This window comes from Streptomyces sp. NPDC107517, from assembly GCF_055582645.1.
Map to the genome: position 1 here is coordinate 43,626 of NZ_JBVJPM010000017.1, position 23,565 is coordinate 67,190.

At 70.8% G+C, this 23,565-nt stretch carries 28 protein-coding genes and 1 riboswitch; of the genes, 15 read left to right on the forward strand and 13 right to left on the reverse strand.

Annotation, left to right across the window (positions count from 1 at the left end; all coding sequences use genetic code 11):
• Positions 1 to 13: 13 nt before the first annotated feature.
• On the reverse strand, positions 14 to 1,243 hold the full coding sequence (locus ACZ67T_RS31570) for an acyl-CoA dehydrogenase family protein (RefSeq protein ID WP_469988417.1): 1,230 nt from the start codon (positions 1,241 to 1,243) through the stop codon (positions 14 to 16).
• 164 nt (positions 1,244 to 1,407) lie between these two features.
• Here ACZ67T_RS31570 and ACZ67T_RS31575 point away from each other — a divergent pair, with 164 nt between their 5' ends.
• Positions 1,408 to 2,064 (forward strand): TetR/AcrR family transcriptional regulator, encoded by a 657-nt coding sequence (locus ACZ67T_RS31575; RefSeq protein ID WP_266566971.1) that lies wholly within the window; start codon positions 1,408 to 1,410, stop codon positions 2,062 to 2,064.
• 11 nt (positions 2,065 to 2,075) lie between these two features.
• Here ACZ67T_RS31575 and def read toward each other — a convergent pair whose 3' ends face one another.
• Positions 2,076 to 2,627, reverse strand: coding sequence for a peptide deformylase (def, locus tag ACZ67T_RS31580; protein WP_469988419.1), 552 nt, complete (start codon positions 2,625 to 2,627; stop codon positions 2,076 to 2,078).
• A 141-nt stretch (positions 2,628 to 2,768) separates the two neighbouring features.
• On the opposite strand from def, the gene ACZ67T_RS31585 reads away from it, so the two are divergent.
• From ACZ67T_RS31585 to ACZ67T_RS31605, 5 genes are all read left to right on the forward strand, one after another.
• A complete protein-coding gene (locus ACZ67T_RS31585; protein ID WP_100597528.1) occupies positions 2,769 to 4,007 on the forward strand; it encodes a Mur ligase family protein in 1,239 nt (412 codons plus the stop codon).
• Positions 4,008 to 4,030: 23 nt separating this feature from the next.
• Positions 4,031 to 4,759, forward strand: a complete 729-nt coding sequence (locus tag ACZ67T_RS31590) for a type 1 glutamine amidotransferase (RefSeq protein ID WP_116500181.1) — start codon at positions 4,031 to 4,033, stop codon at positions 4,757 to 4,759.
• A gap of 142 nt (positions 4,760 to 4,901) precedes the next feature.
• Positions 4,902 to 5,927: a 6-phosphofructokinase gene (locus ACZ67T_RS31595; RefSeq protein WP_116500180.1), complete on the forward strand. Its 1,026-nt coding sequence runs from the start codon at positions 4,902 to 4,904 to the stop codon at positions 5,925 to 5,927.
• 103 nt (positions 5,928 to 6,030) lie between these two features.
• Positions 6,031 to 6,981, forward strand: coding sequence for a cytochrome c oxidase assembly protein (locus ACZ67T_RS31600; RefSeq protein WP_469988421.1), 951 nt, complete (start codon positions 6,031 to 6,033; stop codon positions 6,979 to 6,981).
• An 84-nt stretch (positions 6,982 to 7,065) separates the two neighbouring features.
• On the forward strand, positions 7,066 to 7,224 hold the full coding sequence (locus ACZ67T_RS31605) for a hypothetical protein (RefSeq protein ID WP_469988423.1): 159 nt from the start codon (positions 7,066 to 7,068) through the stop codon (positions 7,222 to 7,224).
• A 38-nt stretch (positions 7,225 to 7,262) separates the two neighbouring features.
• Here ACZ67T_RS31605 and ACZ67T_RS31610 read toward each other — a convergent pair whose 3' ends face one another.
• Positions 7,263 to 7,652 carry an SSI family serine proteinase inhibitor gene (locus ACZ67T_RS31610; RefSeq protein ID WP_469988425.1) on the reverse strand — a complete coding sequence of 130 codons (390 nt, stop codon included), beginning with the start codon at positions 7,650 to 7,652 and terminating at the stop codon, positions 7,263 to 7,265.
• A 190-nt stretch (positions 7,653 to 7,842) separates the two neighbouring features.
• On the opposite strand from ACZ67T_RS31610, the gene ACZ67T_RS31615 reads away from it, so the two are divergent.
• Positions 7,843 to 8,565 carry a lysophospholipid acyltransferase family protein gene (locus tag ACZ67T_RS31615; protein WP_100597534.1) on the forward strand — a complete coding sequence of 241 codons (723 nt, stop codon included), beginning with the start codon at positions 7,843 to 7,845 and terminating at the stop codon, positions 8,563 to 8,565.
• Positions 8,566 to 8,640: 75 nt separating this feature from the next.
• Positions 8,641 to 9,678 carry an NAD-dependent epimerase/dehydratase family protein gene (locus ACZ67T_RS31620; RefSeq protein ID WP_469988427.1) on the forward strand — a complete coding sequence of 346 codons (1,038 nt, stop codon included), beginning with the start codon at positions 8,641 to 8,643 and terminating at the stop codon, positions 9,676 to 9,678.
• A 66-nt stretch (positions 9,679 to 9,744) separates the two neighbouring features.
• Here ACZ67T_RS31620 and ACZ67T_RS31625 read toward each other — a convergent pair whose 3' ends face one another.
• From ACZ67T_RS31625 to ACZ67T_RS31660, 8 genes are all read right to left on the reverse strand, one after another.
• Positions 9,745 to 11,256, reverse strand: coding sequence for an alpha/beta hydrolase (locus ACZ67T_RS31625; RefSeq protein ID WP_469988624.1), 1,512 nt, complete (start codon positions 11,254 to 11,256; stop codon positions 9,745 to 9,747).
• Positions 11,257 to 11,551: 295 nt separating this feature from the next.
• Positions 11,552 to 12,307: an urease accessory protein UreD gene (locus ACZ67T_RS31630; protein ID WP_469988429.1), complete on the reverse strand. Its 756-nt coding sequence runs from the start codon at positions 12,305 to 12,307 to the stop codon at positions 11,552 to 11,554.
• Positions 12,304 to 12,981 (reverse strand): urease accessory protein UreG, encoded by a 678-nt coding sequence (gene ureG, locus ACZ67T_RS31635; RefSeq protein WP_469988431.1) that lies wholly within the window; start codon positions 12,979 to 12,981, stop codon positions 12,304 to 12,306. Before ureG ends, ACZ67T_RS31630 begins: the two co-directional genes overlap by 4 nt.
• Positions 12,982 to 13,045: 64 nt before the next feature.
• Positions 13,046 to 13,720: an urease accessory protein UreF gene (locus ACZ67T_RS31640; protein WP_469988433.1), complete on the reverse strand. Its 675-nt coding sequence runs from the start codon at positions 13,718 to 13,720 to the stop codon at positions 13,046 to 13,048.
• 19 nt (positions 13,721 to 13,739) lie between these two features.
• Positions 13,740 to 15,461, reverse strand: a complete 1,722-nt coding sequence (locus ACZ67T_RS31645; RefSeq protein WP_469988435.1) for an urease subunit alpha — start codon at positions 15,459 to 15,461, stop codon at positions 13,740 to 13,742.
• Positions 15,454 to 15,765: an urease subunit beta gene (locus ACZ67T_RS31650; protein ID WP_326714182.1), complete on the reverse strand. Its 312-nt coding sequence runs from the start codon at positions 15,763 to 15,765 to the stop codon at positions 15,454 to 15,456. The genes ACZ67T_RS31645 and ACZ67T_RS31650 overlap by 8 nt, the downstream gene beginning before the upstream one ends.
• A 15-nt stretch (positions 15,766 to 15,780) precedes the next feature.
• Complete coding sequence (locus ACZ67T_RS31655) at positions 15,781 to 16,083, reverse strand: urease subunit gamma (RefSeq protein WP_383084142.1); 303 nt, start codon at positions 16,081 to 16,083, stop codon at positions 15,781 to 15,783.
• Positions 16,084 to 16,282: 199 nt separating this feature from the next.
• Positions 16,283 to 16,909, reverse strand: a complete 627-nt coding sequence (locus ACZ67T_RS31660; protein ID WP_469988437.1) for a TetR/AcrR family transcriptional regulator — start codon at positions 16,907 to 16,909, stop codon at positions 16,283 to 16,285.
• A 117-nt stretch (positions 16,910 to 17,026) separates the two neighbouring features.
• Between ACZ67T_RS31660 and ACZ67T_RS31665 the strand changes: the two genes are divergently transcribed.
• On the forward strand, positions 17,027 to 18,046 hold the full coding sequence (locus tag ACZ67T_RS31665) for an ABC transporter permease (RefSeq protein ID WP_469988439.1): 1,020 nt from the start codon (positions 17,027 to 17,029) through the stop codon (positions 18,044 to 18,046).
• 236 nt (positions 18,047 to 18,282) lie between these two features.
• Here ACZ67T_RS31665 and ACZ67T_RS31670 read toward each other — a convergent pair whose 3' ends face one another.
• Entirely contained in the window at positions 18,283 to 18,561 is a 279-nt protein-coding gene (locus ACZ67T_RS31670) for a type II toxin-antitoxin system Phd/YefM family antitoxin (protein ID WP_469988441.1), read from the reverse strand.
• Positions 18,562 to 18,792: 231 nt separating this feature from the next.
• On the opposite strand from ACZ67T_RS31670, the gene ACZ67T_RS31675 reads away from it, so the two are divergent.
• The 5 genes from ACZ67T_RS31675 (at position 18,793) to ACZ67T_RS31695 (ending at position 21,926) form a co-directional block, all read left to right on the forward strand.
• Positions 18,793 to 19,152 (forward strand): hypothetical protein, encoded by a 360-nt coding sequence (locus tag ACZ67T_RS31675; RefSeq protein ID WP_469988443.1) that lies wholly within the window; start codon positions 18,793 to 18,795, stop codon positions 19,150 to 19,152.
• 163 nt (positions 19,153 to 19,315) lie between these two features.
• The gene (locus tag ACZ67T_RS31680; RefSeq protein ID WP_469988445.1) at positions 19,316 to 19,951 is read left to right on the forward strand and encodes an ATP-dependent Clp protease proteolytic subunit; all 636 of its coding nucleotides are present in this window, start codon (positions 19,316 to 19,318) and stop codon (positions 19,949 to 19,951) included.
• A 7-nt stretch (positions 19,952 to 19,958) separates the two neighbouring features.
• Positions 19,959 to 20,267, forward strand: coding sequence for a hypothetical protein (locus tag ACZ67T_RS31685; RefSeq protein ID WP_469988447.1), 309 nt, complete (start codon positions 19,959 to 19,961; stop codon positions 20,265 to 20,267).
• Between the two features lie 352 nt (positions 20,268 to 20,619).
• Positions 20,620 to 20,797: riboswitch (cyclic di-AMP (ydaO/yuaA leader) on the forward strand.
• A 3-nt stretch (positions 20,798 to 20,800) separates the two neighbouring features.
• The gene (locus ACZ67T_RS31690; RefSeq protein ID WP_469988449.1) at positions 20,801 to 21,274 is read left to right on the forward strand and encodes a C40 family peptidase; all 474 of its coding nucleotides are present in this window, start codon (positions 20,801 to 20,803) and stop codon (positions 21,272 to 21,274) included.
• 118 nt (positions 21,275 to 21,392) lie between these two features.
• The gene (locus tag ACZ67T_RS31695) at positions 21,393 to 21,926 is read left to right on the forward strand and encodes a DUF6328 family protein (RefSeq protein WP_469988450.1); all 534 of its coding nucleotides are present in this window, start codon (positions 21,393 to 21,395) and stop codon (positions 21,924 to 21,926) included.
• Between the two features lie 47 nt (positions 21,927 to 21,973).
• Here ACZ67T_RS31695 and ACZ67T_RS31700 read toward each other — a convergent pair whose 3' ends face one another.
• Positions 21,974 to 22,408 (reverse strand): ATP-binding protein, encoded by a 435-nt coding sequence (locus ACZ67T_RS31700; protein WP_469988452.1) that lies wholly within the window; start codon positions 22,406 to 22,408, stop codon positions 21,974 to 21,976.
• A 272-nt stretch (positions 22,409 to 22,680) separates the two neighbouring features.
• Here ACZ67T_RS31700 and ACZ67T_RS31705 point away from each other — a divergent pair, with 272 nt between their 5' ends.
• Positions 22,681 to 23,562 (forward strand): helix-turn-helix domain-containing protein, encoded by an 882-nt coding sequence (locus ACZ67T_RS31705; RefSeq protein ID WP_469988453.1) that lies wholly within the window; start codon positions 22,681 to 22,683, stop codon positions 23,560 to 23,562.
• Positions 23,563 to 23,565 lie beyond the last annotated feature (3 nt).

The following is a 23,565-nucleotide window of genomic DNA, read 5'->3' on the forward strand; positions in this document are numbered from 1 at the left end:
CCGGCCGACCTGGTCAGCGGACCGGCAGACCCGAGAGGGTGCGGGCGATCACCAGGCGCTGGATCTCGCTGGTGCCCTCGAAGATCGTGTAGATCGCGGCGTCCCGGTGCATGCGCTCGACGGGGTACTCGCGGGTGAAGCCGTTGCCGCCGAGGATCTGGATGGCCTGGCCGGTGACCTTCTTGGCCGTCTCGCTCGCGAAGAGCTTCGACATGGAGCCCTCGGCCGACTCGAACTTCTTGCCCGTCGTCGCCATCCAGGAGGCGCGCCACACCAGGAGTCGCGCCGCGTCGATCTGCGTGCGCATGTCGGCGAGCTGGAAGGCGACGCCCTGGTTGTCGATGATCGGGCGGCCGAACTGCGTACGCGTCTTGGCGTACTCCAGGGCCTCCTCGTAGGCGGCGCGTGCCGTGCCCACCGCCATCGCGCCGACGGCGGGGCGGGACGCCTCGAACGTGGCCATGGCGGCGTTCTTCACACGCTCGCCGCCGCCGGCCCTGGCGCGCTCACGGGCGCGCGCCATGCGCTCGTCGAGCTTGTCCTTGCCGCCGAGCAGGCAGGAGCCGGGGACGCGTACGTCCTCGAGGACGACCTCGGCGGTGTGCGAGGCGCGGATGCCGTGCTTCTTGAACTTCTGGCCCTGGGACAGACCCGGCGTGTTCGGCGGGACGATGAAGGAGGCGTGGCCCTTGGAGCCGAGCTCGGGGTCGACGACGGCGACGACGACGTGGACGTTGGCGATGCCGCCGTTGGTCGCCCAGGTCTTGGTGCCGTTGAGGATCCATTCGTCCTTGGCCGCGTCATAGACGGCGCGGGTGCGCATGGAGGCGACGTCGGATCCGGCGTCCGGCTCGGACGAGCAGAAGGCGGCGACCTTGACATCGTTGGCGTCGCCGTACATCTGGGGGATCCAGGTGCCGATCTGCTCCTCGGTGCCGTTGGCGAGGACGCCGACCGCGGCGAGCCCGGTGCCGACGATCGACAGGGCTATGCCCGCGTCGCCCCAGAACAGCTCCTCCATGGCCATCGGGATGCCGAGACCCGTCGGGTCGAAGAACTGCTGCGCGTAGAAGTCCAGGGAGTAGATTCCGATCTTGGCGGCTTCCTGGATGACCGGCCACGGCGTCTCTTCGCGCTCGTCCCACTCGGCGGCCGCGGGACGGATCACATCGGCGGCGAACCCGTGGAGCCAGTCCCTGACTTCCTTCTGCTCGTCGTTCAGATCCATCGTGAACTCGGCCATGACCCCTCCAGCACTGCGTACACTTCACACGTTACTTGCGGTAACGGCAGTCTGTTACTCGCCAGTAGACCCTGTCAACTCCCGGCAGCCCGTTCGATGCCCCGAGGCCGTCGAGTGTTACGTTTCGCGTGCGTCAGGCCATCGCACGGGCGGGGAGAAACCTCATGGAGACCACACAGCGGACGGAACAGCAGACGTCTGCCGAGCGTCGGCGGCGAGAGCTGCTGGAGGCCGCGGACCGCGTGGTGCTCCGCGACGGGCCCGGTGCGTCCATGAACGCCATCGCGGCCGAGGCGGGCATCACCAAGCCGATCCTCTACCGGCACTTCGGCGACAAGGGCGGCCTCTACGCCGCACTCGCCAAGCGCCACACCGACGCGCTGCTCGCCTCGCTGCGGGCCGCGCTCGACGCCCCGGCCGAGCGCCGTGAGCGGGTCGAGTCGACGCTCGACACCTATCTCGCGGCGATCGAGGCGCGGCCTCAGGTGTACCGCTTCCTCATGCATCCCTCGGAGAGCGTCTCCGAGAGCGCAGCACCGGGCGAGCAGGGCTTCTACGTCGGCAAGCACTCCGCGCCCCTGCTGCGCCGCATGGGCGAGGAGCTCGCGGAGGTCATCGAGGAGCGCGTCGATCTCGGCCCCGGCAGCCAGCAGCTCGCGCGCGTCTGGGGCCATGGAATCGTCGGCATGATGCACGCCGCGGGTGACTGGTGGCTCGGCGAAAGGCCCTGCTCGCGAAGCGAGTTGGTGCGCAGCCTCGCCGACCTGCTGTGGGGCAGGCTCGCCGCGGCGGGCGACAAGGTGGGCGGGCCGGGCTTCTAGCCCGAGGAACCTCAGGACGCCGTGTCGGTCGCCCAGGGGGCCCGCGCCACCTGGCGCAGGACCCTGCGGCGGCGCCACCCCGTGACGTGGTCCGTGTAGAGCCGCCCCTCCAGGTGGTCGCACTCGTGCTGGAGGCAGCGGGCGAACCAGCCCGTGCCGTGCACCACCAGAGGTTCGCCCCGCAGGTCCACGCCCTCGACGCGGGCATGGTCGAAGCGGGGCGTGCCCGCCTCCAGGCCGGGCAGCGACAGACAGCCCTCCGGGCCGCGCACGACCACCCCGTCCGCGTCGACGAGGCGCGGGTTCACGATGTGCCCGAGGTGACGGACGTCCTCGTCGTCGGGGCAGTCGTACACGAACACCCGCGCGGACTCGCCGATCTGGTTCGCCGCGAGGCCCACGCCCTGGGCGGCGTACATCGTCGCGAACAGGTCCTCCACGAGGCGGCCGAGCGAGGGCCCGAAATCCGTCACCTCCTCGCAGGGCGTGTGCAGCACGGGATCACCGAGCAGGGTCAGGGGTCGTACGCGCCCGGAGGCGCCCGGGATCGAGCCGTGTCGCATGGGCGTAAGGGTACGGTCAGGGCGAACCCCGAATCCGGGGTGGTGCCGCGGTTCGGGCTCAAAGGTGGATCTCGATAGGCTGACTCCCCCAAGCGATGCCGGGGGCAGGCGCGGCGCCGTACGCAAGGAGGATCCAGAACGATGTCAGGCAACTCGGAGCCGCTGACTCCGCGGGCCAAGCTGGCCGTCACGGCGGGCAAGGCGGCCGCGGCGGTGTCCCGCGCGGCGGGCCGCGGCAGCGGATCGGTGATCGGCGGCAAGGTCGCGCTCAGGCTCGACCCCGAGCTGCTCGGGCGGCTTGCGCAGCATCTGGACGTGGTGCTCGTCTCGGCGACGAACGGCAAGACCACCACCACGCGGCTGATCGCGGAGGCCCTGCGCGCCGCCGGCCCCGTCGTGTCGAACGCGCTCGGCGCGAACATGCCCGCGGGCATCACGTCGGCGCTGGCCGGCGGCTCGGACGCGAAGTTCGGCGTGATCGAGGTCGACGAGAAGTACCTCGCGGGTGTCGCCCGCGACACCGCTCCCAAGGCGATCGCGCTCCTCAACCTCTCGCGCGACCAGCTCGACCGTGCCGCCGAGACCCGCATGCTCGCCGAGAAGTGGCGCGAGGGCCTGGCCGGTTCGAAGGCGATCGTGATCGCGAACGCGGACGACCCGCTGGTCGTCTGGGCCGCGTCCTCCTCACCGAACGTGGTGTGGGTCGCCGCCGGCCAGGAGTGGAAGGACGACGCGTGGTCCTGCCCGTCGTGCGGCGGCGTGATGCAGCGCCCCGGCGACGACTGGTACTGCGGCGAGTGCGGCTTCCGCCGTCCGACGCCCAGCTGGGCGCTCCAGGGCGACTACGTCCTCGACCCGCACGGCTCGGCGTGGCCGATCCACCTCCAGCTCCCAGGCCGTGCCAACAAGGCGAACGCGACCTCGTCGGCCGCCGTCGCCGCGTGCTTCGGCGTGCCGCCCCAGGTGGCCCTCGAGCGCATGTACCAGGTGCAGGCGGTCGCGGGACGCTACGACGTCGTGCAGTTCCTCGGCCGTGACCTGCGTCTGCTGCTCGCGAAGAACCCTGCGGGCTGGCTCGAAACGTTTTCCCTGATCGACCCGCCGCCCACCCCGGTGATCCTTTCGGTCAACGCGCGCGGCGCCGACGGCACCGACACCTCCTGGCTGTGGGACGTCGACTACACGCGTCTGGCCGGTCACCCGATCTTCGTGATCGGCGACCGCAGGCTCGACCTCGCCGTGCGGCTCGAGGTCGCCGGCCTGGACTTCCGGGTCTGCGAGAGCGTCGACGAGGCGGTGCAGTCCGCCCCGCCCGGGCGGATCGAGCTGATCGCCAACTACACCGCGTTCCAGGACGTCCGCCGCCGCGTCGGCAACTGAGACCCCGCAGAGGATTCATGAGCATGAGCGACAACGGCCTTCGTCTGGTCTGGGTCTACCCCGACCTCCTGAGCACGTACGGCGACCAGGGCAACGCCCTCGTCGTGGAGCGCCGCGCCCGCCAGCGCCGCCTCGACGTGCACCGCCTCGACGTGCGCAGCGACCAGCCGGTGCCCACCTCCGGCGACATCTATCTGATCGGCGGCGGTGAGGACCGGCCGCAGCGTCTCGCCGCGGAGCGGCTGCGCCGCGACGGCGGTCTCCAGCGGGCCGTGGCCAACGGCGCGATCGTCTTCTCGGTCTGCGCCGGTTACCAGATCCTCGGCCACGAGTTCATCAACGACCTGGGCGAGCGCGAGCAGGGCCTCGGCCTGCTCGACGTGGTGTCCACGCGCGGTGAGGGCGAGCGGTGCGTCGGCGACGTACTGGGCGACATCGACCCGCAGTTGGGGCTGCCCCCGCTGACGGGCTTCGAGAACCACCAGGGCATCACGCACCTCGGCCCGTCGGCGCGCCCCTTCGCGCGCGTGCAGATCGGCAAGGGCAACGGCACGGGTGACGGCACGGAGGGCGCGTTCAACGACACCGTGTTCGGCACGTACATGCACGGCCCCGTCCTCGCCCGCAACCCGCTGATCGCGGACCTGCTCCTGAAGCTGGCCCTCGATGTCAACGCGCTGCCGCCGGTCGACGACCGCTGGTACGAGGCGCTGCGCAACGAGCGGATCACGGCGGCTCAGCAGCCCGCCTGATCGCTGTCCCGCACAAGTGAGCGGGGCAGTCCAGCAGGCGGACGTCAGGTGCGGCCCCGCCCCCTCCCGCCGGTAGGGTGGCGGGGATCCAGCCGGACAAAGTGGTCCGGTCATCGGCCCACTCTGCAAAGGTTCTCGGGCTATGCGTATTGGTGTCCTCACCTCCGGCGGAGACTGCCCCGGCCTGAACGCCGTGATTCGTTCGGTCGTGCACCGTGCCGTCGTCGACCACGGCGACGAGGTCATCGGCTTCCACGACGGCTGGAAGGGCCTGCTGGAGTGCGACTACCGCAAGCTCGACCTGGACGCGGTGGGCGGCATCCTCGCCCGCGGCGGCACGATCCTCGGCTCGTCGCGGGTCCAGCCCGCGCATCTGCGCGACGGCGTGGAGCGGGCCAGGGGCCATGTCGCGGATCTGGGTCTTGACGCGATCATCCCGATCGGCGGAGAGGGCACGCTGAAGGCGGCCCGCCTGCTGTCCGACAGCGGCCTCCCGATCGTCGGCGTACCGAAGACGATCGACAACGACATCGCCGTCACGGACGTCACCTTCGGCTTCGACACGGCCGTCGGCGTCGCGACCGAGGCGCTCGACCGCCTCAAGACGACCGCCGAGTCCCACCAGCGCGTCCTGATCGTCGAGGTCATGGGCCGTCACACCGGCTGGATCGCACTGCACTCGGGCATGGCCGCGGGCGCCCACGCCATCGTCGTGCCGGAGCGCCCCTTCGACATCGAGGAGCTGGCCGCGAAGGTCGGCGAGCGGTTCTCCGCCGGCAAGAAGTTCGCCATCGTCGTGGCCGCCGAGGGCGCCAAGCCCGCCCCCGGCTCCATGGAGTTCGACGAGGGCGTCAAGGACATGTACGGCCACGAGCGCTTCGCGGGCATCGCCACGCGGCTCTCCGGCGAGCTGGAGCAGCGCCTCGGCAAGGAGGCCCGCCCGGTGATCCTCGGTCACGTGCAGCGCGGCGGCACCCCCACCGCGTACGACCGTGTGCTCGCCACGCGCTTCGGCTGGCACGCCGTCGAGGCGGTGCACCGCGGCGAGTTCGGCATGATGACGGCGCTGCGCGGCACGGACATCGTGATGGTGTCGCTCGCCGAGGCCGTCGAGACGCTGAAGACGGTTCCGCAGGAGCGGTACGCCGAGGCGGAGTGCGTTCTCTAGTTCGCTCTTGAAGAGTCTGCCCCCGGTCGCGACCGCGACCGGGGGCAGTTCTACTCTGGTGCGGACAGACAGCCCATAACCAGTACCAATCAGGAGCCGGCGGATGGATCACAGCGGGCACGGCATGAACATGGATCTGCCGCCGTTCACGCTGGGGCGAGGCCTCGTATGGTCGGCGGACCCCTTCTTCCTGATCGGGTGCCTGGTGGCGCTCGGCCTGTACGGCTGGGGTGTCGTACGGCTCGTGCGGCGCGGTGACAGCTGGCAGGTGGGCCGCACGCTGTCGTTCGTCATCGGCGTGCTGACCGTGATGCTGGTGATGTGCACCAAGCTGAACGACTACGGCATGGTCATGTTCTCCGTGCACATGGTGCAGCACATGGTGATCAGCATGCTGTCGCCGATCCTGCTCCTGATGGGCGCGCCGATCACGCTCGCCCTGCGGGCGATGCCGGTGGCGCGGCGCGGCTCGAAGGGGCCGCGCGAGCTGCTCCTGATGCTGCTGCACAGCCGGTACATGCGGATCATCACGCATCCCGCGTTCACCATCCCGCTGTTCATCGCGAGCCTGTACGCGCTCTACTTCACGCCGATCTTCGACACCCTCATGGGTTCGAAGGCCGGGCACATCGCCATGATGGTGCACTTCCTCGCCGTCGGCCTGGTCTTCTTCTGGCCGATCATGGGCGTGGACCCGGGCCCGCACCGCCCCGGCTATGTGATGCGGATGCTGGAGCTCTTCGCGGGCATGCCCTTCCACGCGTTCTTCGGCATCGCGCTGATGATGGCGTCCGGGCCGATGATCGGCACGTACGAGCACCCGCCGGCCTCGCTCGGGATCGACGCGCTGGCGGACCAGACGGCGGCGGGCGGCATCGCCTGGGCGTTCAGCGAGGTGCCCTCGGTGCTCGTGCTGCTCGCGCTGCTCTTCCAGTGGAAGAAGTCCGAGGACCGGCAGGCGCGCCGCAAGGACCGCGCCGCGGACCGCGACGGTGACCAGGAGCTTGTCGCGTACAACGCGTATCTCGCCTCACTGAACACGCGCGGCCGGTAGCGCCCGGCGCCCCTGAGGGGTGACCATGGTGTTCAGCCGTGGTCCGGGCGCTGCGCCGTCCGGGTTGCCGGGAGGAGGCGGGCCATGCCCGGATCGATGAAGACGATGGGGGTGCTCACCGTCGGCGCCCTCGTCGCGGTGACCGCCTACACGGTGGCGCTCGGGAGCAACGGCTGGCTGTGGTTCGGCTGGGTCGTGCTCGGTCTGCTCACCGTCGGGATGGCCGCGTCGCGCAGCACCTGACACATGGCCCGGTGCCGCACGAGAGCGGGTCCCGCGCGTCAGAACCGGAAGACGGACCCGGTCGACGCGTTCATCGTGCAGGCGTTGGCGAACGTCTTCTGCCAGGTGATCTTCTTGCCGCGGTACGTGCCGTTCGCACTCACGGTGACGGGGGCGTAGACCTGGGTGCACATCTCCGGGTCCGGGTTGAGCGCGTCCAGATCCCCCTGCGCCCGGTCGAGTGCGACGCACGCCGCTGCCGCGTGGGGATGGTGCCCCGACGCCCCCGGCTCGCAGCGCAGCAGCTCACCGCGCATCCACGAGCCCTGATCCCCGGAGACGGTGAGGAAGAGCCCCTGGGGCGCGGGCGGGTCGGTGGCGGTGGCGCCGGCGGGGCCGGCCGCGGCGAGGACGGTGAGGGCTGCGGCGGCGAGAACGAGCGGACGCATCACGGGACCTCCGGTGAAGGTGCGGGACGAACGGAGGCCAGGGGACGCCCCGTCCCGGCCGGCCGCCAAGCGGACGCGCCGTGCGGTCCCCCGGTCGAAGGCCGGGCGAGGTCCGAACGGGCTCTCGCGTGCGGGCCGACGATTGGTTACTGTGCGCACGCATCTGGATCCACGGGGAAGGCGGCCCAGCATGTTCTACCGACTGCTCAAGTACGTGATTCTGGGCCCACTGCTGCGGCTGGTGTTCCGGCCCCGGATCGAGGGGCTCGACCATGTGCCGGAGTCGGGCGCGGCGATCGTCGCGGGCAATCACCTGTCGTTCTCGGACCACTTCCTGATGCCGGCCATCCTGAAGCGGCGCATCACGTTCCTGGCGAAGGCGGAGTACTTCACGGGGCCCGGCATCAGGGGCCGGCTGACGGCCGCGTTCTTCCGCAGCGCCGGACAGATCCCCGTGGACCGCTCCGGCAGAGCGGCGGGCCAGGCCGCGATCCGTGAGGGCCTCGGCGTGCTGAGCAAGGGCGAGCTGCTCGGCATCTACCCGGAGGGCACGCGCTCGCACGACGGGCGGCTCTACAAGGGCAAGGTCGGCGTGGCCGCGATGGCGCTCAAGGGGCAGGTCCCGGTGATCCCCTGCGCGATGATCGGCACGTTCGAGGCGCAGCCGCCCGGCCAGGTCATCCCGAACCTCCACCGCGTGACGATCCGCTTCGGCGAGCCCCTGGACTTCTCGCGCTACGCGGGCATGGACGGCGAGAAGGCGATCCTCCGCGCGGTCACCGACGAGATCATCTACGCGATCCTCGGCCTGTCCGGTCAGGAGTACGTCGACAAGTACGCGGCCGACGTCAAGGCCGAGGCCGAAGCGGCCAAGGACAAGGCCCGCAAGTTCCCGCGGATGCCGCTGAGCTGAGAGCGGCGGCCGGGGGTTTCTGCGCACCGCGAAACGCCCTGGGAGCGGCGCCTGCGCGCGGCGTACGGTCCGGTCATGAGGACAGCGGTGGTGATCGGGGCGACGGGGCAGATCGGGCGCGCGGCGGTGCGGGCGCTCGCGGAGGACGGCTGGGCGGTGACGGCGGTCTCCCGCGGCGGCGGACGCGACGCGAGCTGGCCGGGGGACGTGCGGGAGTCCCGCGCCGACCGGGAGGACGACGGAGCGCTCGGCGCGGTGCTCGGGGACGGCGTCGACGTGGTCGTGGACACTGTGGCGTACGGCCCGGCCCACGCCCGACAGCTGGCCTCGTTCGCCGGCCGGATCGGTTCCGCGGTGGTGATCTCCAGCGGGGCGGTCTACGAGGACGACGAGGGGCGCGGCTTCGACACGCAGGGTGAGCCGGACGGGGCGCCCGCGTATCCGGTGCCCATCCCGGAGACCCAGCGGACGGTCGCCCCCGGCGACGCGACGTACAGCACACGGAAGGTCGGGCTGGAGCGGGAGCTGCTCGCGCTGGGCGGCCGGCTGCCGGCGACGCTCCTGCGCGCGGGCGCCGTGCACGGACCGCACTGCCGTACGCCCCGTGAGCTGTACTTCGTGAAGCGGAATCTGGACGGCCGCCGTACGCGCGTGCTGGCCCACGGTGGGCGGAGCCGGTTCCATCCGGTCAGCGTGTACAACCTCGCCGAGCTGGTGCGGCTCGCCGCGGCACGGCCCGGTTCGCGGGTCCTGAACGCCGGGGATCCCGAGGCACCGACGATCGCGGAGATCGGGGCGGAGATCGACGCCGTGATGGGGGTCGAGACGGAGACCGTCCTGGTGGACGGTGCGCCCCCGGAGCCGAACGTGGGTGACACCCCGTGGTCCATCGCGCATCCCGTCCTGTACGACATGGCTGCCGCGGAGCGGGAGTTGGGCTATCGCGCGGTGACGACGTACAGCGCGTCGCTGCCGGGCACGGTGGGCTGGCTGACCGAGCGGCTGAGCGCGGGGCGAGGCTGGGAGGAGGCGTTCCCGGCGATGGTGCGGACCTACACGACGGGGCTCTTCGACTACGCGGCCGAGGACGCGTGGCTGGCGCGGCGCGGCTGACCGCACGGTGACGGCCCGGCCCCCGAGCGGGGGCCGGGCCGTCAAGGTGCTGCCGTCAGACGGTGGCTACGGCTTGGGCGTGGCGTGCGGGGCGCACGTCACATCCTTGCTGTCCGTCCCGCCGGTGAGCAGGTAGGTGTCGACCCGGTCGTTGATGCACGGGTTGGTCAGGCCGGTGACACCGTGGGAGCCCGCGTCCTTCTCGGTGATCAGGCGCGAGCCCTTGAAGCGCTGGTGCAGCTCGACGGCGCCCTTGTAGGGGGTGGCCGCGTCGCGCGTGGACTGGACGATGAGAACGGCGGGCAGGCCCTTGCCGGTCTTCACGTTCACGGGGGTCTGCTGCTTGGTGGGCCAGGTGGCGCACGGCAGGTTCATCCACGCGTTCGCCCACGTCATGAACGGATAGTCCTTGTTCAGACGCGTGTTGTCGCGGTCCCACTTGTTCCAGCTGGTGGGCCACTTGGCGTCGGCGCACTCGACGGCGGTGTAGACCGCGTTGCCGTTCTCCGACGCGGCGTTGCCCGCGGTGTCCGACATGTCGGGGGCCGCGGCGTCGACGAGCGCCTGGGTGTCCCCGGCGACGTACTTGCTCCACACCTGCGCGACCGGCACCCACGACGAGTCGTAGTACGGGGCGCTCTGGAAGAAGCCGATCAGTTCGGCGGGGCCGACGACGCCGCCGATGGGGTTCTTCTTGGCGGCGGCGCGCAGCTTCAGCCACTGGGCCTCGACCTCGGCCTGCGTGCCACCGAGGTGGAAGGAGGCGTCGTTCTTGGCCACCCACGAGGTCCAGTCGTTCCAGCGGCCCTGGAAGGCGACGTCCTGGCCGAGGTTGGCCTCGTACCAGATGTTGTCGCGCGACGGGTCGACGACGCTGTCGACGACCATGCGGCGGACGTGGCCCGGGAAGAGCGTGCCGTACACGGCGCCCAGGTACGTGCCGTAGGAGACGCCCAGGTAGTTGAGCTTCTTCTCGCCGAGGGCGGCGCGGATGACGTCGAGGTCGCGCGCGGTGTTCGGCGTGGTCATCTGCGGCAGCATGTCGCCGCTGCGCTCGGCGCAGCCGTCCGCGTACTCCTTGGCGAGCTTGCGCTGGCCGAGCTTGTCGGCCTCGGAGTCGGGGACCGGGTCGGCCTTGGGGGCCTTCACGAACTCCTGCGGGTCGATGCAGGAGATCGGCGCGGAGTGGCCGACGCCGCGCGGGTCGAAGCCCACGAAGTCGTACGCCTTCGAAGTCTTCGCCCAGAGCGGGTTCTTGCTGGTCACGCGCGTCGGGAAGCGCATGCCGGAGCCGCCGGGGCCGCCCGGGTTGTAGACGAGGGCGCCCTGGCGCTCGTCCTGGGTGCCGGTGGAGCCTATGCGGTCGACAGCGAGCTTGATCTGCTTGCCGTACGGCTTCGCGTAGTCCAGCGGCACCGTCACCCAGCCGCACTGGATGGGCTTGGCTATGCCCCAGTCGGCGGGGCAGTCCTTCCAGTCGATGCCGGCCTTGGCGGCACGGGCCGCCGCGACGGCCGCACCGCGGGCCTCACGGTCCTGGCCGGTCCGGGAGTCCGCGCTCGCCACCGGCGCCGCCATCGCTCCGGCGATCAGGGTCGCCGCCACCAGGGTTCCGGCGGAGCCGATCACCGCCGTCCGGCTGCTTCGACTGGTAAGTCGAGTCCGTCTCAACTGAGGCCTCCGTACATCGATTCGATCATTACTTCGATCGGGTTCTCGATCAGTACGGGGATCCTTGCGCCTGCACCGTCCCTGACAACAGGGACAGTTGACGTTCTTTACCAATCCGATAAACGGTATAACTCGTCCCGGTGAGCGGAATGGGCCCGTACGGTCGTTTGGTTCGGACCGGCCGGGCCCCTTGGGCCGTCGCTCAGGACAGGCGGCGCAGGGCGTCGTCGAGCGTTCCGCGCAGCCGCAGCGCGTCGGACGCGAGGGCCGTGACCAGGACCGCGGGCCCGGCGAGCGGCGTCAGCGCGGCGTTCTCGCCGAGCAGCGCGGGCGACGGCCTGTCCTTCTCGAACTCGGGCCTCACGACCACGAGTTGACCGAGCGCCCGGTGTCCCGCGAGTACGGCGGGGCCGTCCCAGCCGCCGGGGGCGCCGGGGCCGCAGGCCAGCTCCTGGTCGAGCAGCGGCCGGCCCGCGCGGTGGACGGTGAGCCGGCTGGTGAGCCGGCCGGGCTCCTCGGCAGTGCGGCCGAGCACCTGTTCCTCACGCAGCACGAGCCGGGCGCCCGGAGCGAGTTCGGCCCGCGTGGTGACCCGCAGGTCACTCTCGCACGCGGAGATCAACTGCTCGGGCAGCCAGTGCAGTTCGGCCCCGTCGTCGACCGTGAGGCGGACGTCGTAGCGCGCCTCGCCCTTGGTCTGGCCGGGCAGGGCGATCGTCGCGGCGACGGATCCGATGCGCAGGCGGGCACCGGCCGTCGCATGCGCCTCGACACTCATGTGGTCGCCGCCGAGCGGCCCGCTCATGGCGCCGACGAGCATGACGCGCGCGTCGGGACCGGTCGAGCGGATACGGCGCAGGGCCAGGGAGCCCTCTGCGTCGAGGACGGGGAGACAGGTGCCGCCGCGGCCGTCGTCGCTCGCCGTGATGCGGGCCGTGGAGCGTACGCCTGCGGTCATGCCGTCCACGCGGTGAGCTGTGCACGCACCCAGTCGGCGACGTCGCGCACACCGTCGGCGGAGCGCAGGGACTGGAGGACGACGGGGAGTTCGGCGCGCTGTTCCTTGGCGTCGGCGGACATCCGGGCGAGGTCGGAGCCGACGTAGGGGGCGAGGTCCGTCTTGTTGATGACGAGCAGGTCGGCGGTGGTGACGCCGGGGCCGCCCTTGCGCGGGATGTCGTCGCCGCCGGCGACGTCGATGACGAAGATCTGCGCGTCGACGAGGCCGCGCGAGAACGTGGCCGTGAGGTTGTCGCCGCCGGACTCGACGAGGATCAGGTCGAGCGGCCCGACCTCGTCCTCCAGGTCCTCCACGGCCTCCAGGTTGGCGGAGATGTCGTCGCGGATGGCGGTGTGCGGGCAGGCGCCCGTCTCCACGGCGGTGATGCGCTCGGGCGGCAGCACGGCCTCGCGGAGCAGGAACTCGGCGTCCTCGCGCGTGTAGATGTCGTTCGTCACGACGGCGAGGGACAGTTCGTCGCGCAGCGCGCGGCAGAGCGCCGCGACGGTGGCGGTCTTGCCGGATCCGACGGGGCCGCCGAGGCCGATACGAACGGCGCGGCGGGTGCCGTCGGGGCGGCAGGCGTCGGCGCTGACCGCGGCGGGGCCGTCGTGCGAGTGGTCGAGGTGCATGGTGTGACTCCAATCGTTCAGTGGGGAGGCAGGGCGCCCTGAGGCGTGTCCGCCGCGTCGCGTCCTAGGACGCGAACAGGCGTACAGCCCAGGCCGCGTGGGCCTCGGCCCCCACCTCCAACAGCGGCGCGGACGCCGCGGGCAATGAATCCGCCCCTTCGGTGACGGCTCGTGCCGCCGCCTCGGCGGCCGCCGTCGTGACCCGGTCGATGTCGTCCGCGAGGCGCGCGAGCCCCGCCGTCGCGTCGAAGGGGTCGAGGCTGAGCAGCCTGACCGTGGCGGTGGCGGGCCCGCTGACGCTCTCGTACGCGGAGCAGTAGGCGGCGTCGACGGGCCCGAGGCCCGCGGCCCGCGCGGTGAGGCCGAGGACCACCGGCTGGTGGGCCCCCTTGGGGAACCGACGGGCCAGCGCGTCGAGTTCGGGATGCGGCCAGGCCGCGCGCGCGGCGCGCATGAGCTGTCTGCCGAGCCTGCGCGCCGCGGTGCGCAGGGCGGGTGACGGTGTACGGGCGTCGGCGGCCTCGTCCAGGGTGACCGGATCGAGGCCGAGTGCGGCGGCCGCCGCCAGGGACGCCGACACCAGTCCCGTGGTGTGCAGACGGCCCCGGCAGAAGTCCTCCAGGCTCGCCGCGCCCGTGATGCGTCCCGCCTTGACGGCGGCCTCCGCCCCGCCGGAGTGGGCATGCCCACCGGCGGGGAAGCGGCCGTCGGCCAGGACGAGTAGTGCGGCTCGTGTCATGTCTCTTCTTCTCGGCCCGTCAGAACAGGAAGTACCGCTGGGCGAGCGGCAGTTCGGCGGCGGGCGCGGGTTCGACGAGTTCGCCGTCGATGGTGACGGCGAAGCTGTCGGAGGCGACCTCGACCCGCGGCAGCGCGTCGTTCTCCCGCATGTCCGCCTTCGTCCGCCCCCGCGTCGAGCGGATCGGCACGAACTTCCTGTCCAGGCCGAGGCGTTCCGGCAGACCGTCGTCGAGGGCGGTCTGCGTCACGTAGAAGAACGAGTTCGAGGCGGGGGCCCTGCCGTGGGCGCCGAACATGGGGCGGGGCAGGACGGGCTGCGGCGTCGGGATGGACGCGTTGGCGTCACCCATTTGTGCGTACGCGATCTGGCCGCCCTTGATGACGAGCTGCGGCTTGACGCCGAAGAACCGGGGGTCCCAGAGCACGAGGTCGGCGAGCTTGCCGGTCTCGACGGAGCCGATCTCGTGGTCGACACCCTGTGCGACGGCCGCGTTGATCGTGTATTTGGCGACATAGCGACGGGCGCGCCGGTTGTCGGCGCGGGTGTCGCCGGAGAGTTGGCCGCGGCGGCGCTTCATGACGTGCGCGGTCTGCCAGGTCCGCAGGACGACCTCGCCGACGCGGCCCATCGCCTGGGAGTCCGAGGACATGATCGAGATGGCGCCGATGTCGTGAAGGATGTCCTCGGCCGCGATGGTGGTGGGCCGGATCCGGGACTCGGCGAAGGCCAGGTCCTCGGGAACGGCCGGGTTCAGGTGGTGACAGACCATCAGCATGTCGAGGTGCTCCTCGACGGTGTTGACGGTGTGCGGCCGTGTCGGGTTGGTCGAGCTCGGCAGCATGTTGGGCAGCGAGACCGCCGTGATCATGTCGGGCGCGTGCCCGCCGCCCGCGCCCTCGACGTGGAAGGCGTGCAGGGTGCGGCCGGCCACGGCGTCGAAGGTGGCGTCGACGAAACCCGCCTCGTTCAGGGTGTCCGTGTGGACGGCGAGCTGCGCGCCGGTGTCCTCACAGACGTTCAGGCAGGCGTCGATGACGGCAGGCGTGGCGCCCCAGTCCTCGTGGATCTTGAAGCTGACGGCGCCGCCGCGTAGTTGGGCGTACATGGACTCGGCGGACGTGGTGTTGCCCTTGCCGAGGAACCCGATGTTGACCGGGCTCGACTCCATCGCCTCGAACATGCGGGCGAGGTGCCACGAACCAGGGGTGATCGTGGTCGCCTTGGAGCCCTCCGCCGGGCCGGTGCCGCCGCCGATCAGCGTGGTGACGCCGGAGGCGAGCGCCTCGTCGACGATGGTCGGCGAGATGAAGTGGATGTGGGTGTCGATGGCGCCCGCGGTGACGATCTTGCCGTTGCCGGCGAGGATCTCGGTCTCGGGGCCGATGACGAGGTCGGGGTGGACGCCGTCCATCGTGTCCGGGTTGCCGGACTTGCCGATCGCGGTGATCCGGCCGTCCCGTATACCGATGTCGGCCTTGACGATGCCCCAGTGGTCGATGATCACGGCGCCGGTGATGACGGTGTCGGGGGCGCCGTCCGCGCGCGTGGCGCGTGACTGGCCCATGGACTCGCGGATCACCTTGCCGCCGCCGAACACGGACTCGTCACCGGAGCGTCCGGGGCCGCCGGAGCGGTCCTCCTCGATCTCGATCAGCAGGTCGGTGTCCGCGAGGCGGATGCGGTCGCCCGTGGTGGGGCCGAACAGGTCGGCGTAGGCGGCGCGGGAGAGTTCAGCCATCGAGGGCACCTCCGGTCTCGCCCCGCAGGCCGGGCACGATGCGCCGGCCGGCCAGAGGCACGAGTTCGATGTCGACAGGGATTCCGGGCTCGAAGCGCACGGCGGTCCCTGCGGCGACGTTGAGTCGCAGACCGTGCGCTGCGGCACGGTCGAACTCCAGACCGGGATTGGCCTCGGCGAAGTGGTAGTGGGAGCCGACCTGGACGGGCCGGTCGGCAGCGTTGAGCACGGTCAGACGGGTGACCTCGCGGCCCTCGTTGAACACGACGGGCTCGTCCGCGAAGAGGATCTCTCCGGGAATCATGGCAGCGCTCCCCCGTCAGACGATGGGATCGTGGACGGTGACGAGCTTGGTGCCGTCGGGGAACGTCGCCTCGACCTGCACGTCGTGGATCATCTCGGGGATGCCCTCCATCACGTCGTCGCGCGTGAGCACCTTGCGACCGGACGACATGAGTTCGGCTACGGACCGGCCGTCACGTGCACCTTCGAGAATGTGCGACGTGACGAGAGCGATCGCCTCGGGATGATTGAGTTTCAGACCCCGGCTCCGACGCTTCTCGGCCACGTCGGCTGCCACATGAATGAGCAGTCTTTCCTGCTCGTGCGGGGTCAGTTGCACGGCTGCCACCTCACAGTCCTTCGCTCCGGACCGTGCGGGGTCCGGCTGCCGCGGCCACCGCGACGGGTATAGATGTAACACACAATAAATGCACATGATCTTGTGCATCCCGGCTACAAAAGCCCCTGGTGACGTGCGGTGCAGGGTAATTGGGGGGAGTTTCAACGAGGTTAACCACCCCTTGACCCGCCCATGACCGTCAGCCGGCCTCGCCCATACTCATCAGGGCCCGCAGGCCGTTCTGCAAAGTTTCGACAGGGACGTGGACTTCCCCGAACAGGGCCTGCTGCGCGGCGAATCCCTGCGCCGTGGCGATCATGACCCGGGCGACGGCGTCGGCGGGGATGTCGGCGCGCATCATCCCCGCGGCCTGATACCCCTCGACGATCTTCACCCAGGCCGCGCGCACGCCGACGTACCCCTCACGCATCACCCGGGAGAGTTCTTCGTTGCGCAGGGTCTCCGTCCACACCTGGACCATCAGCCGCGGGAAGACGGACACGCCCTCGTGCGTGAGCCCCGGCCGCATCCCGAGGATCCTGCTCAGCACCCTCCCCACCAGCACGTCCGGCGGCGCGGGCGGGCTCTCGGCGCCGGCCGACTCGAAGACACCCCGTATCTCGTCGAGCACCTCGGTGACGATGGCCCCGATCAGCTCCTCCTTGCCGCTGAAGTAGCGGTACACCGCGCCCGCGGAGAGGTTGACCGACTTCAGCACGTCCTGCATGGACGTGGCGTGGAAGCCGTTGAGCGCGAAGCAGAGGGTCGCACCGTCGAGGATCTGCCGACGACGGGCGTCCAGGTGTTCCTGGGATACACGAGCCATGGTCACAAAGTAAAACGAACATTCATTCTTGACAAGGGACGACCACGCCGGGACAGTGGCTGCCAAGTAAAACGAACGATCCTTCGCTATAAGCTCCCGCTCCTCCCGGAGGAAGTCATGTCCAGCCCGACCGCCACCCCGGCCCCGCCGTCTCCGGCGCGCAGGATGGCCGCGGTCGCCCTGCTCGTGCCGATGCTCGCCGCCCTCGCGCTGTGGGCGTTCGCCTGGCCCGGGGCCAGAACAGCGCCCCGGGATCTCCCGCTCGGCGTCGCGGGGCCGGCGGCCGCCGCAGCGCCCGTCGAGCAGCAACTGCGGTCCCACAAAGGCGCGTTCGAGATCCACCGGTACGCCGATGAGGCGGCGGCGCGCGCGGCGATCGCGGACCGGACCGTCTACGGAGCGGTGGTCGCGACGGCCCAGGGCTCGAAGCTCCTCACCGCGACGGCCGCGAGCCCCGTCGTGGCGCAGCTGCTCCAGCAGGCCGTGGCCGCCGAGGCGCCGAAGGGCACGCGGGTGCCGACGGTCGACGTGGTCGCCGCGCCGGCCGGGGATCCGCGCGGTGCGGTGCTGAGTTCGAGCGTGCTGCCGCTGGCGATCGCGGGCGTGGCCGGCGGCACCGTGGCGACGCTGCTCGGACTGCGGGGATGGCGGGCGGCGGGTGCCCTCGTGGTGGCGTCCGCGCTCGTAGGCGTCGTGGCGGCGACGCTCACGCACAGCTGGCTCGGGGTGCTTACGGGCAACTGGTGGGTCGAAGCAGGGGTGTTGGGCCTGTCGGCGCTGGCCGTGGGCGGCACCGTGGCCGGGCTCTCCGCGCTGATCGGCCCGGCGGGGACAGGGGTGGGCGCACTCCTGATGGTGCTGCTCGGCAACCCGTTCTCGGGGGTGTCGTCGGCGCCGCAGCTGCTGCCCGAACCGGTCGGCCGCATCGGCCAGTTCCTGCCGCCGGGCGCGGGCGGAACGCTGCTGCGCTCGGTCTCGTACTTCGACGGGGCGCGGGCCATGACGCCCGCGATCACGCTGGCGGCCTGGGCAGGGCTCGGGCTCGTCTGCGTACTGCTCGGCGGGCTGCGCGGGAAGCGGGGCGCCGGCGCAAGGGCCGGGGGGCCCGCGGCGCGGGAGGCGGTGGCGGTCGGCTGACGCCACGCGCCCTGATGACAGCCGTGCGTCCCCGCTGTAGCGGACGGGGGCGCACGGCCCCTTTCTGCCCGGGGCGGTCACCCAAGTCGCTTGATCCGGGCGCCTCTTGAGGCCAGCGAGACGTACTGGACGTGGCGGACCGGCTGGATCCGGGCGACCGGCTGGACCTGCCGGATCTCCAGACCTGCCGGAACTGCCGGATCTCCAGACCCGCCGGATCCCCCGGACCTGCCGACTTACCTGACCTCCGGCCCCCGGTGCTCCGCGGCGATGCCGAAGCGGTGGCGGTCGCCGCCGGTGGATGAGGTCGGGCCGATGCCGGAGACGGAGCTGATCACGTGCTCGTCCGCCGGCTCCCCCAGGGCCTCGAGCCGTTCGAGATCGGCGGCGGAGACCAGCGCGACGAGGGGCTTGCCGTGCCGGGTCACGACGACGCGTTCACCGCCGTACACGACGCGGTTGATCAGATCGGCGAGCTCAGCGCGGGCTTGCGTCACCGGAATCTCGTAGGCCATGTCCTCCAGCTTAGACCGGCCCCCCGGCGCGGACACGGTCCGTGACCGCGCGGCAACCCGCAGGTGGGGCGGCGGTCCGAGCGGGACGGTTCGGGGCTGCCGCCGCTGTCAGTGGCTGCGCGTAACGTCGACGTGTCAACTGTTCGTGCTGCATGGCTGCTTGCGCGGATCCGACGAAGCCCCGCCCGGAACAGCGCCCGTGGCGGGGCACCGTCCGCCTAGGCTCCGCGCATGGAACAGAGCGAGATCATCCTGCGCGCAATCGGCGTCCTGACCGAGACCCAGGAAATGGTGCGCAGGCTCAGCAAGGACGCCGAGCCCGACATCGAGACCGAGGACGCCCAGCTCGGGCGCCTGGTGACAGAGGCGTTCCCCTCCATCGAGATCCCGGCGGATTCGAGCGTGGAGGAGGCGGCGGAGGCGACCGTGGCGGCGCTGATGCCGGTGACGATCTCCCTGGTGGGCGCATTCGCGTTCCTCTTCTCCGAACTCGCCGAGGTGCATGACTCGGGCAGGACCGACATCAAGAGCGCCGACCTCCTTCAGCACCTCGCGCTGCGCCTGTCTCGGACGGACGACGGAGACCGGTAGCCACCGCCCCAGAAGCACGGAAAAGGGGGCCGGCCACGCGCATCGGGCGCGGGCCGGCCCCCTTCTTCGCGTTTCTCGGAGTCTTGGCCCTACGCCTTCCGTACGTCCTGTACATTTTTTACAGAAGCAGCGACAGAGTCCCGCGCTCACGGAGGCATGCGCCATGTACCGACCTTCCGCCCGCTACGTCCTGCCCGAGTTCACCGAGCGCACCTCGGCCGGGCACCGCACGCTCGATCCGTACTCCAAGCTCTTGGAGGAGCGGATCGTCTTCCTGGGGACACCGATCGACGACACCTCCGCGAACGATGTGATGGCGCAGTTCATGCACCTCGAGTACGCCGCGCCGGACCGGGACATCTCGCTGTACATCAACTCCCCCGGCGGCTCGTTCAGCGCGATGACGGCGATCTACGACACGATCCGGTTCGTCAGCTGCGAGGTCGAGACCGTGTGCCTCGGGCAGGCCGCCTCCGCCGCCGCCGTACTCCTGGCCGCCGGGACGCCGGGGAAGCGGGCCATGCTGCCCGGCGCGCGCGTGGTGATCCATCAGCCGGGGCTGGCCGAGCCCGCACAGGGCCGGCCGAGCGACCTGGAGATCCAGGCCCGTGAACTGGTGCGCATGCGCGCCCAGCTGGAGGAGCTGCTCGCGCTGCACACCGGGCAGAGCCGAGAGCGCATCGGCGCCGACATCGAGCGGGACAAGATCCTTCAGGCCCAGGACGCCGTGGAGTACGGACTCGTGGACCGGGTCATCGAGAACCGCAAGCTGTCCGGTTCGGCCCACGGCGCCAGGTGACCCGGCGATGCTGCCGCCCGAGCTGCCCCCGCTGCCCGCGCTGACGCGCGCCGAGTGCGAACTCCTCGCCCGCTATCTGGAAGTGGTCGACCTGCTCGGAAGGATCAACCCGGCCAGGAGCGACCGCACATATGGCGGACTGCGGGCCGCGCAAGCACTCGTCGGCGGGGCGACGGCGCTCAGGGACGCCCTGACGCTCATGCATCAGCGGGGCGAGACCGAGCTCCACGCGACGACGCTGGCTCGCGCTTTGCGGGTCCTGGACGGAGAAAGGAGGACACAACGGGTCACGGTGCCGCCGGGGTCGGTCAATTGACGGACCGTTCAAATCCGAAGCGATCGATCCGAACCGTCCGCGCCGAGGTCGAAACGGACCAGAAGAGGTACCCACATACGGCGTAGCCGGCACCCGTTTTGCGAACCGGAAAAGTTGCGCGGAACGCCTACGCCAAATCGGGAATTCCGCCTTCCGCTGCTGGTGCGGGCCTCGTTGGGACCCCCGCGCCGGGGTGGAAAAGTGCGCTGTCCACCCGAATGGATCACTCGTGAGGACACTCACACAACGCCGATTCGGCGCTGCGTTCTCGACGTTTGTGCGTGAAGATCCCTTCCGACGACAAGCCCCCGCCGCCGCGGCGGGGCGGTCCGTGCGGACGCCGAGTCCTGCCGCCGTACGGATGCCAGGTCGACAGAAGTGGATCGGCAGGAGTGGAGGACCCGAGCACGACGGGCCGCCGGAGCTTTTTTCCGGGCCGGCCCTTGGGGTGAAGCCGCACTTCGCGGCCGGGCAACTTCGCCAGCCCGAATCCGACAGGTCATCCTTCACAGGCGGCTGACGAAGGGTTGCGCATGACTGCGCTCAATCGTGTCCCGTCGCTGCTGACCCGGGCCGGCACCGCCTCGGCCCTCACGCTCGCCGTAGCGGGCGGCAGCCTGCTGGTGCCAGGAGCCACGCCCGAAGCGGAGGCCTCGCCACCTGCGACGAAGGCCCTCCAGATCGCGGCCTCAAGGAAAGGAAGCCCCTACCAGTGGGGCGCCACAGGACCGCACAGGTTCGACTGTTCGGGCCTGACCGTCTACTCGTTCAAGCGTGTGGGCAAGAAACTGCCCCGTACCGCCGCCCAGCAGTACAACAAGACCCGCCATGTCTCGGCGTCCCATCGCAAACGCGGTGACCTGGTCTTCTTCCATTCGGGCCGCGGCGTCTACCACGTCGGCATCTACGCCGGGAAGGGAAGGATCTGGCACTCGCCGAAGACCGGTGCCGTGGTGCGGCTCGAGCGGATCTGGACGAGGAGCGTCTGGTACGGGCGTGTGCGGTAGCGCCACCTGACAGGTCCCCGGGGGCCTCGGGGACCCCGGGGACCCGTCAGGCGTCGTCACCGGGCGTACGCGCCTGCCCGGCCGTCTCGGAGCCGCGCGACGGGGTACTCGTGGTCGTATGAACGAGGACCGACCGGCCGGCGACGAGGACGCCCCACGCAACTCGGGCTCAAGGAGCGTGGGGCAGGACCGGCACGAGACGCCGCTGGAGCGCGCGGACCGGAACTTCGGCGAGCTGCTCCAGGAGCTGCGCGTCACGCAGACGGGCGTGCAGATCCTCTTCGCGTTCCTGCTGACGCTGGCGTTCACTCCCAGGTTCCCGGCGCTGGACGGCGTGCAGCGCGCGACGTACATCGCGACGCTGTTGCTCGCGGTGCTCGCCGCCGCGCTGTTCACGGCGCCCGCGGCACTGCACCGCGCGCTGTTCGGGCGGGGTGCCAAGCCGCAGATCGTGCGGATGTCCTCGTGGCTCGCCGCGGCCGGCCTGGGCGTTCTGGCACTTGCCCTGGCCGGGTCCGTGCTGCTCGTCGTGGACTTCACCGCGGGGCGGGCCGCGGGCATCGCGGCCGGGGCGGGCACGTTCACGGTCTGTGCGGGCCTGTGGGGCGTGCTGCCGCGTCTGGTGCGGCGCTCACTCACGCGGGCGCGGTGAAGGGGACGGACACACCGTCCCCGTAGCCGCGCCACCACCGCCGGCCTTCACAGCGACTGGACAGGGACCGTCCACGGCAGGGCGATCCACACGGTCTTGCCGCCCTCGGGAGTGGGCCTGACCGACAGGCTTCCGCCGCACTCGGCCGTCAGACAGCGGATGATCACCATGCCGCGCCCGTTGTCCTGCTGGACGGCGGCCGGGAGCCGCTTCGGGTGGCGCGGGTGGCTGTCCGTGACGCCGATACGCAGGTGTTCGTCGCGCTCCAGCTGTACGTCGACGGTGAAGACCGGCGACTGCCCGCGGGTGTGCATCACGGCGTTCGTGGCGAGTTCGGAGACGATGAGCCGGACCGTGTCGGCCGTTTCCGCGTCGCGCGGCATGCCCCATTCGGCGAGTACGTCGCCGACATATGTGCGGGCCGAGGAGACCGAGGCAGGATCGCTCGGCAGAGTGACGGATGCTTCCTGGTGATCTGCCATGGCGACGTCGTCCCTTTTTTCGCCGGGGCCTGAATCCGACACATGGCGGATGACTCGAGGCAACCCCCGGACTGGTGCTTCGCGCCAGAGTGCCACTCCCGCTCCGCCGGTGGAGCCGATCCCCCGAGATATGCATATATCTGTCGCTCGAAGCGGTGAACTCTGCGTCGGCGCACCACATTTGGGCGTACGCCGCCGACTTCCTCTACCGTCGGCTCGGAACACGATCCGCCGGGCCGGAAGGAGCCGGGCCACAGGTCCGAGGAGACAGAATGAAACACGGTCCGGCGGTGCGCCGCCGCAGGCTCGGCGCGGAGCTGCGCGCGCTGCGCGACCGCGCGGGGCTCACCAGTGGCGAGACGGCCCGGCTCGTCGGCTGGCACCAGTCGAAAGTGAGCCGTATCGAGACCGGCCGCAGCGGCGTGAAGGCGTCGGACGTACGCCTCCTGCTCGACGCGTTCGAGGTCACGGACCCCGGCATACGGGATCTGCTGGTCGCGCTGGCCGGGTCGGGGGACGACGGCGGCCAGCACTGGTGGCACGCCTACCGGGGTCTACTGCCGCCCGCCTACCGGGACTTCATCAGCCTGGAGTCGCAGGCGTGCCGGGTCAGGACGGTCGAGACGTCCGTCGTGCCGGGCCTCCTCCAGACGCCCGACTACGCGCGTGCGGTGACCAGGGCCGCGCTCGACGGGCTGCCGGAGGGGCAGGTCGACGCCCTGGTCGAGGTGCGGATCGCCCGGCAGGACGTGCTGCGTTCGGCGTCGCCGCTGCGGCTCAGCGCGGTACTCGACGAGGCGGTGCTGCGGCGGCCCGTGGGCGGTCCCCGGGTGATGGCGGAGCAGCTGCGCCATCTCGCGGCCGTGGCGAAGCTTCCTCATGTGCGGCTACAGGTATTGCCGTTCGCCGCGGGGGAGCATGTCGGACTAACCGGCCCTTTCGTTGTGTTCTCATTTCCGAACACTTCCGATCTGGACGTAGTAGTTCTCGACCATTTGACGAGTAGCCTCTACCTCGAACGGAAAGAAGACCTCAAGGCGTACACGGACGCCTTCGACACCCTTCGGATCCACGCCCTTTCGCCCGGGGACACGCTGGATTTCATCGCCGGGATCGCCGGAGCGCATCCTCCTCCGGACAGTGAACGCACGTAAGGA

What these genes read in the sequence shown, in the direction of transcription:
- ACZ67T_RS31680 (WP_469988445.1), top strand. Translation starts at nt 19,316, where the DNA reads ATGTACCGACCTTCCGCCCGCTACGTCCTGCCCGAGTTCACCGAGCGC.
- ACZ67T_RS31590 (WP_116500181.1), top strand. Translation starts at nt 4,031, where the DNA reads ATGAGCGACAACGGCCTTCGTCTGGTCTGGGTCTACCCCGACCTCCTG.
- ACZ67T_RS31695 (WP_469988450.1), top strand. Translation starts at nt 21,393, where the DNA reads ATGAACGAGGACCGACCGGCCGGCGACGAGGACGCCCCACGCAACTCG.
- ACZ67T_RS31645 (WP_469988435.1), bottom strand. Translation starts at nt 15,461, where the DNA reads ATGGCTGAACTCTCCCGCGCCGCCTACGCCGACCTGTTCGGCCCCACC.
- ACZ67T_RS31690 (WP_469988449.1), top strand. Translation starts at nt 20,801, where the DNA reads ATGACTGCGCTCAATCGTGTCCCGTCGCTGCTGACCCGGGCCGGCACC.
- ureG (WP_469988431.1), bottom strand. Translation starts at nt 12,981, where the DNA reads ATGCACCTCGACCACTCGCACGACGGCCCCGCCGCGGTCAGCGCCGAC.
- ACZ67T_RS31605 (WP_469988423.1), top strand. Translation starts at nt 7,066, where the DNA reads ATGCCCGGATCGATGAAGACGATGGGGGTGCTCACCGTCGGCGCCCTC.
- ACZ67T_RS31575 (WP_266566971.1), top strand. Translation starts at nt 1,408, where the DNA reads ATGGAGACCACACAGCGGACGGAACAGCAGACGTCTGCCGAGCGTCGG.
- def (WP_469988419.1), bottom strand. Translation starts at nt 2,627, where the DNA reads ATGCGACACGGCTCGATCCCGGGCGCCTCCGGGCGCGTACGACCCCTG.
- ACZ67T_RS31665 (WP_469988439.1), top strand. Translation starts at nt 17,027, where the DNA reads ATGTCCAGCCCGACCGCCACCCCGGCCCCGCCGTCTCCGGCGCGCAGG.
- ACZ67T_RS31700 (WP_469988452.1), bottom strand. Translation starts at nt 22,408, where the DNA reads ATGGCAGATCACCAGGAAGCATCCGTCACTCTGCCGAGCGATCCTGCC.
- ACZ67T_RS31675 (WP_469988443.1), top strand. Translation starts at nt 18,793, where the DNA reads ATGGAACAGAGCGAGATCATCCTGCGCGCAATCGGCGTCCTGACCGAG.
- ACZ67T_RS31615 (WP_100597534.1), top strand. Translation starts at nt 7,843, where the DNA reads ATGTTCTACCGACTGCTCAAGTACGTGATTCTGGGCCCACTGCTGCGG.
- ACZ67T_RS31600 (WP_469988421.1), top strand. Translation starts at nt 6,031, where the DNA reads ATGGATCACAGCGGGCACGGCATGAACATGGATCTGCCGCCGTTCACG.
- ACZ67T_RS31685 (WP_469988447.1), top strand. Translation starts at nt 19,959, where the DNA reads ATGCTGCCGCCCGAGCTGCCCCCGCTGCCCGCGCTGACGCGCGCCGAG.
- ACZ67T_RS31570 (WP_469988417.1), bottom strand. Translation starts at nt 1,243, where the DNA reads ATGGCCGAGTTCACGATGGATCTGAACGACGAGCAGAAGGAAGTCAGG.
- ACZ67T_RS31620 (WP_469988427.1), top strand. Translation starts at nt 8,641, where the DNA reads ATGAGGACAGCGGTGGTGATCGGGGCGACGGGGCAGATCGGGCGCGCG.
- ACZ67T_RS31650 (WP_326714182.1), bottom strand. Translation starts at nt 15,765, where the DNA reads ATGATTCCCGGAGAGATCCTCTTCGCGGACGAGCCCGTCGTGTTCAAC.
- ACZ67T_RS31610 (WP_469988425.1), bottom strand. Translation starts at nt 7,652, where the DNA reads ATGCGTCCGCTCGTTCTCGCCGCCGCAGCCCTCACCGTCCTCGCCGCG.
- ACZ67T_RS31595 (WP_116500180.1), top strand. Translation starts at nt 4,902, where the DNA reads ATGCGTATTGGTGTCCTCACCTCCGGCGGAGACTGCCCCGGCCTGAAC.
- ACZ67T_RS31585 (WP_100597528.1), top strand. Translation starts at nt 2,769, where the DNA reads ATGTCAGGCAACTCGGAGCCGCTGACTCCGCGGGCCAAGCTGGCCGTC.
- ACZ67T_RS31625 (WP_469988624.1), bottom strand. Translation starts at nt 11,256, where the DNA reads ATGGCGGCGCCGGTGGCGAGCGCGGACTCCCGGACCGGCCAGGACCGT.
- ACZ67T_RS31705 (WP_469988453.1), top strand. Translation starts at nt 22,681, where the DNA reads ATGAAACACGGTCCGGCGGTGCGCCGCCGCAGGCTCGGCGCGGAGCTG.
- ACZ67T_RS31670 (WP_469988441.1), bottom strand. Translation starts at nt 18,561, where the DNA reads ATGGCCTACGAGATTCCGGTGACGCAAGCCCGCGCTGAGCTCGCCGAT.
- ACZ67T_RS31660 (WP_469988437.1), bottom strand. Translation starts at nt 16,909, where the DNA reads ATGGCTCGTGTATCCCAGGAACACCTGGACGCCCGTCGTCGGCAGATC.
- ACZ67T_RS31640 (WP_469988433.1), bottom strand. Translation starts at nt 13,720, where the DNA reads ATGACACGAGCCGCACTACTCGTCCTGGCCGACGGCCGCTTCCCCGCC.
- ACZ67T_RS31630 (WP_469988429.1), bottom strand. Translation starts at nt 12,307, where the DNA reads ATGACCGCAGGCGTACGCTCCACGGCCCGCATCACGGCGAGCGACGAC.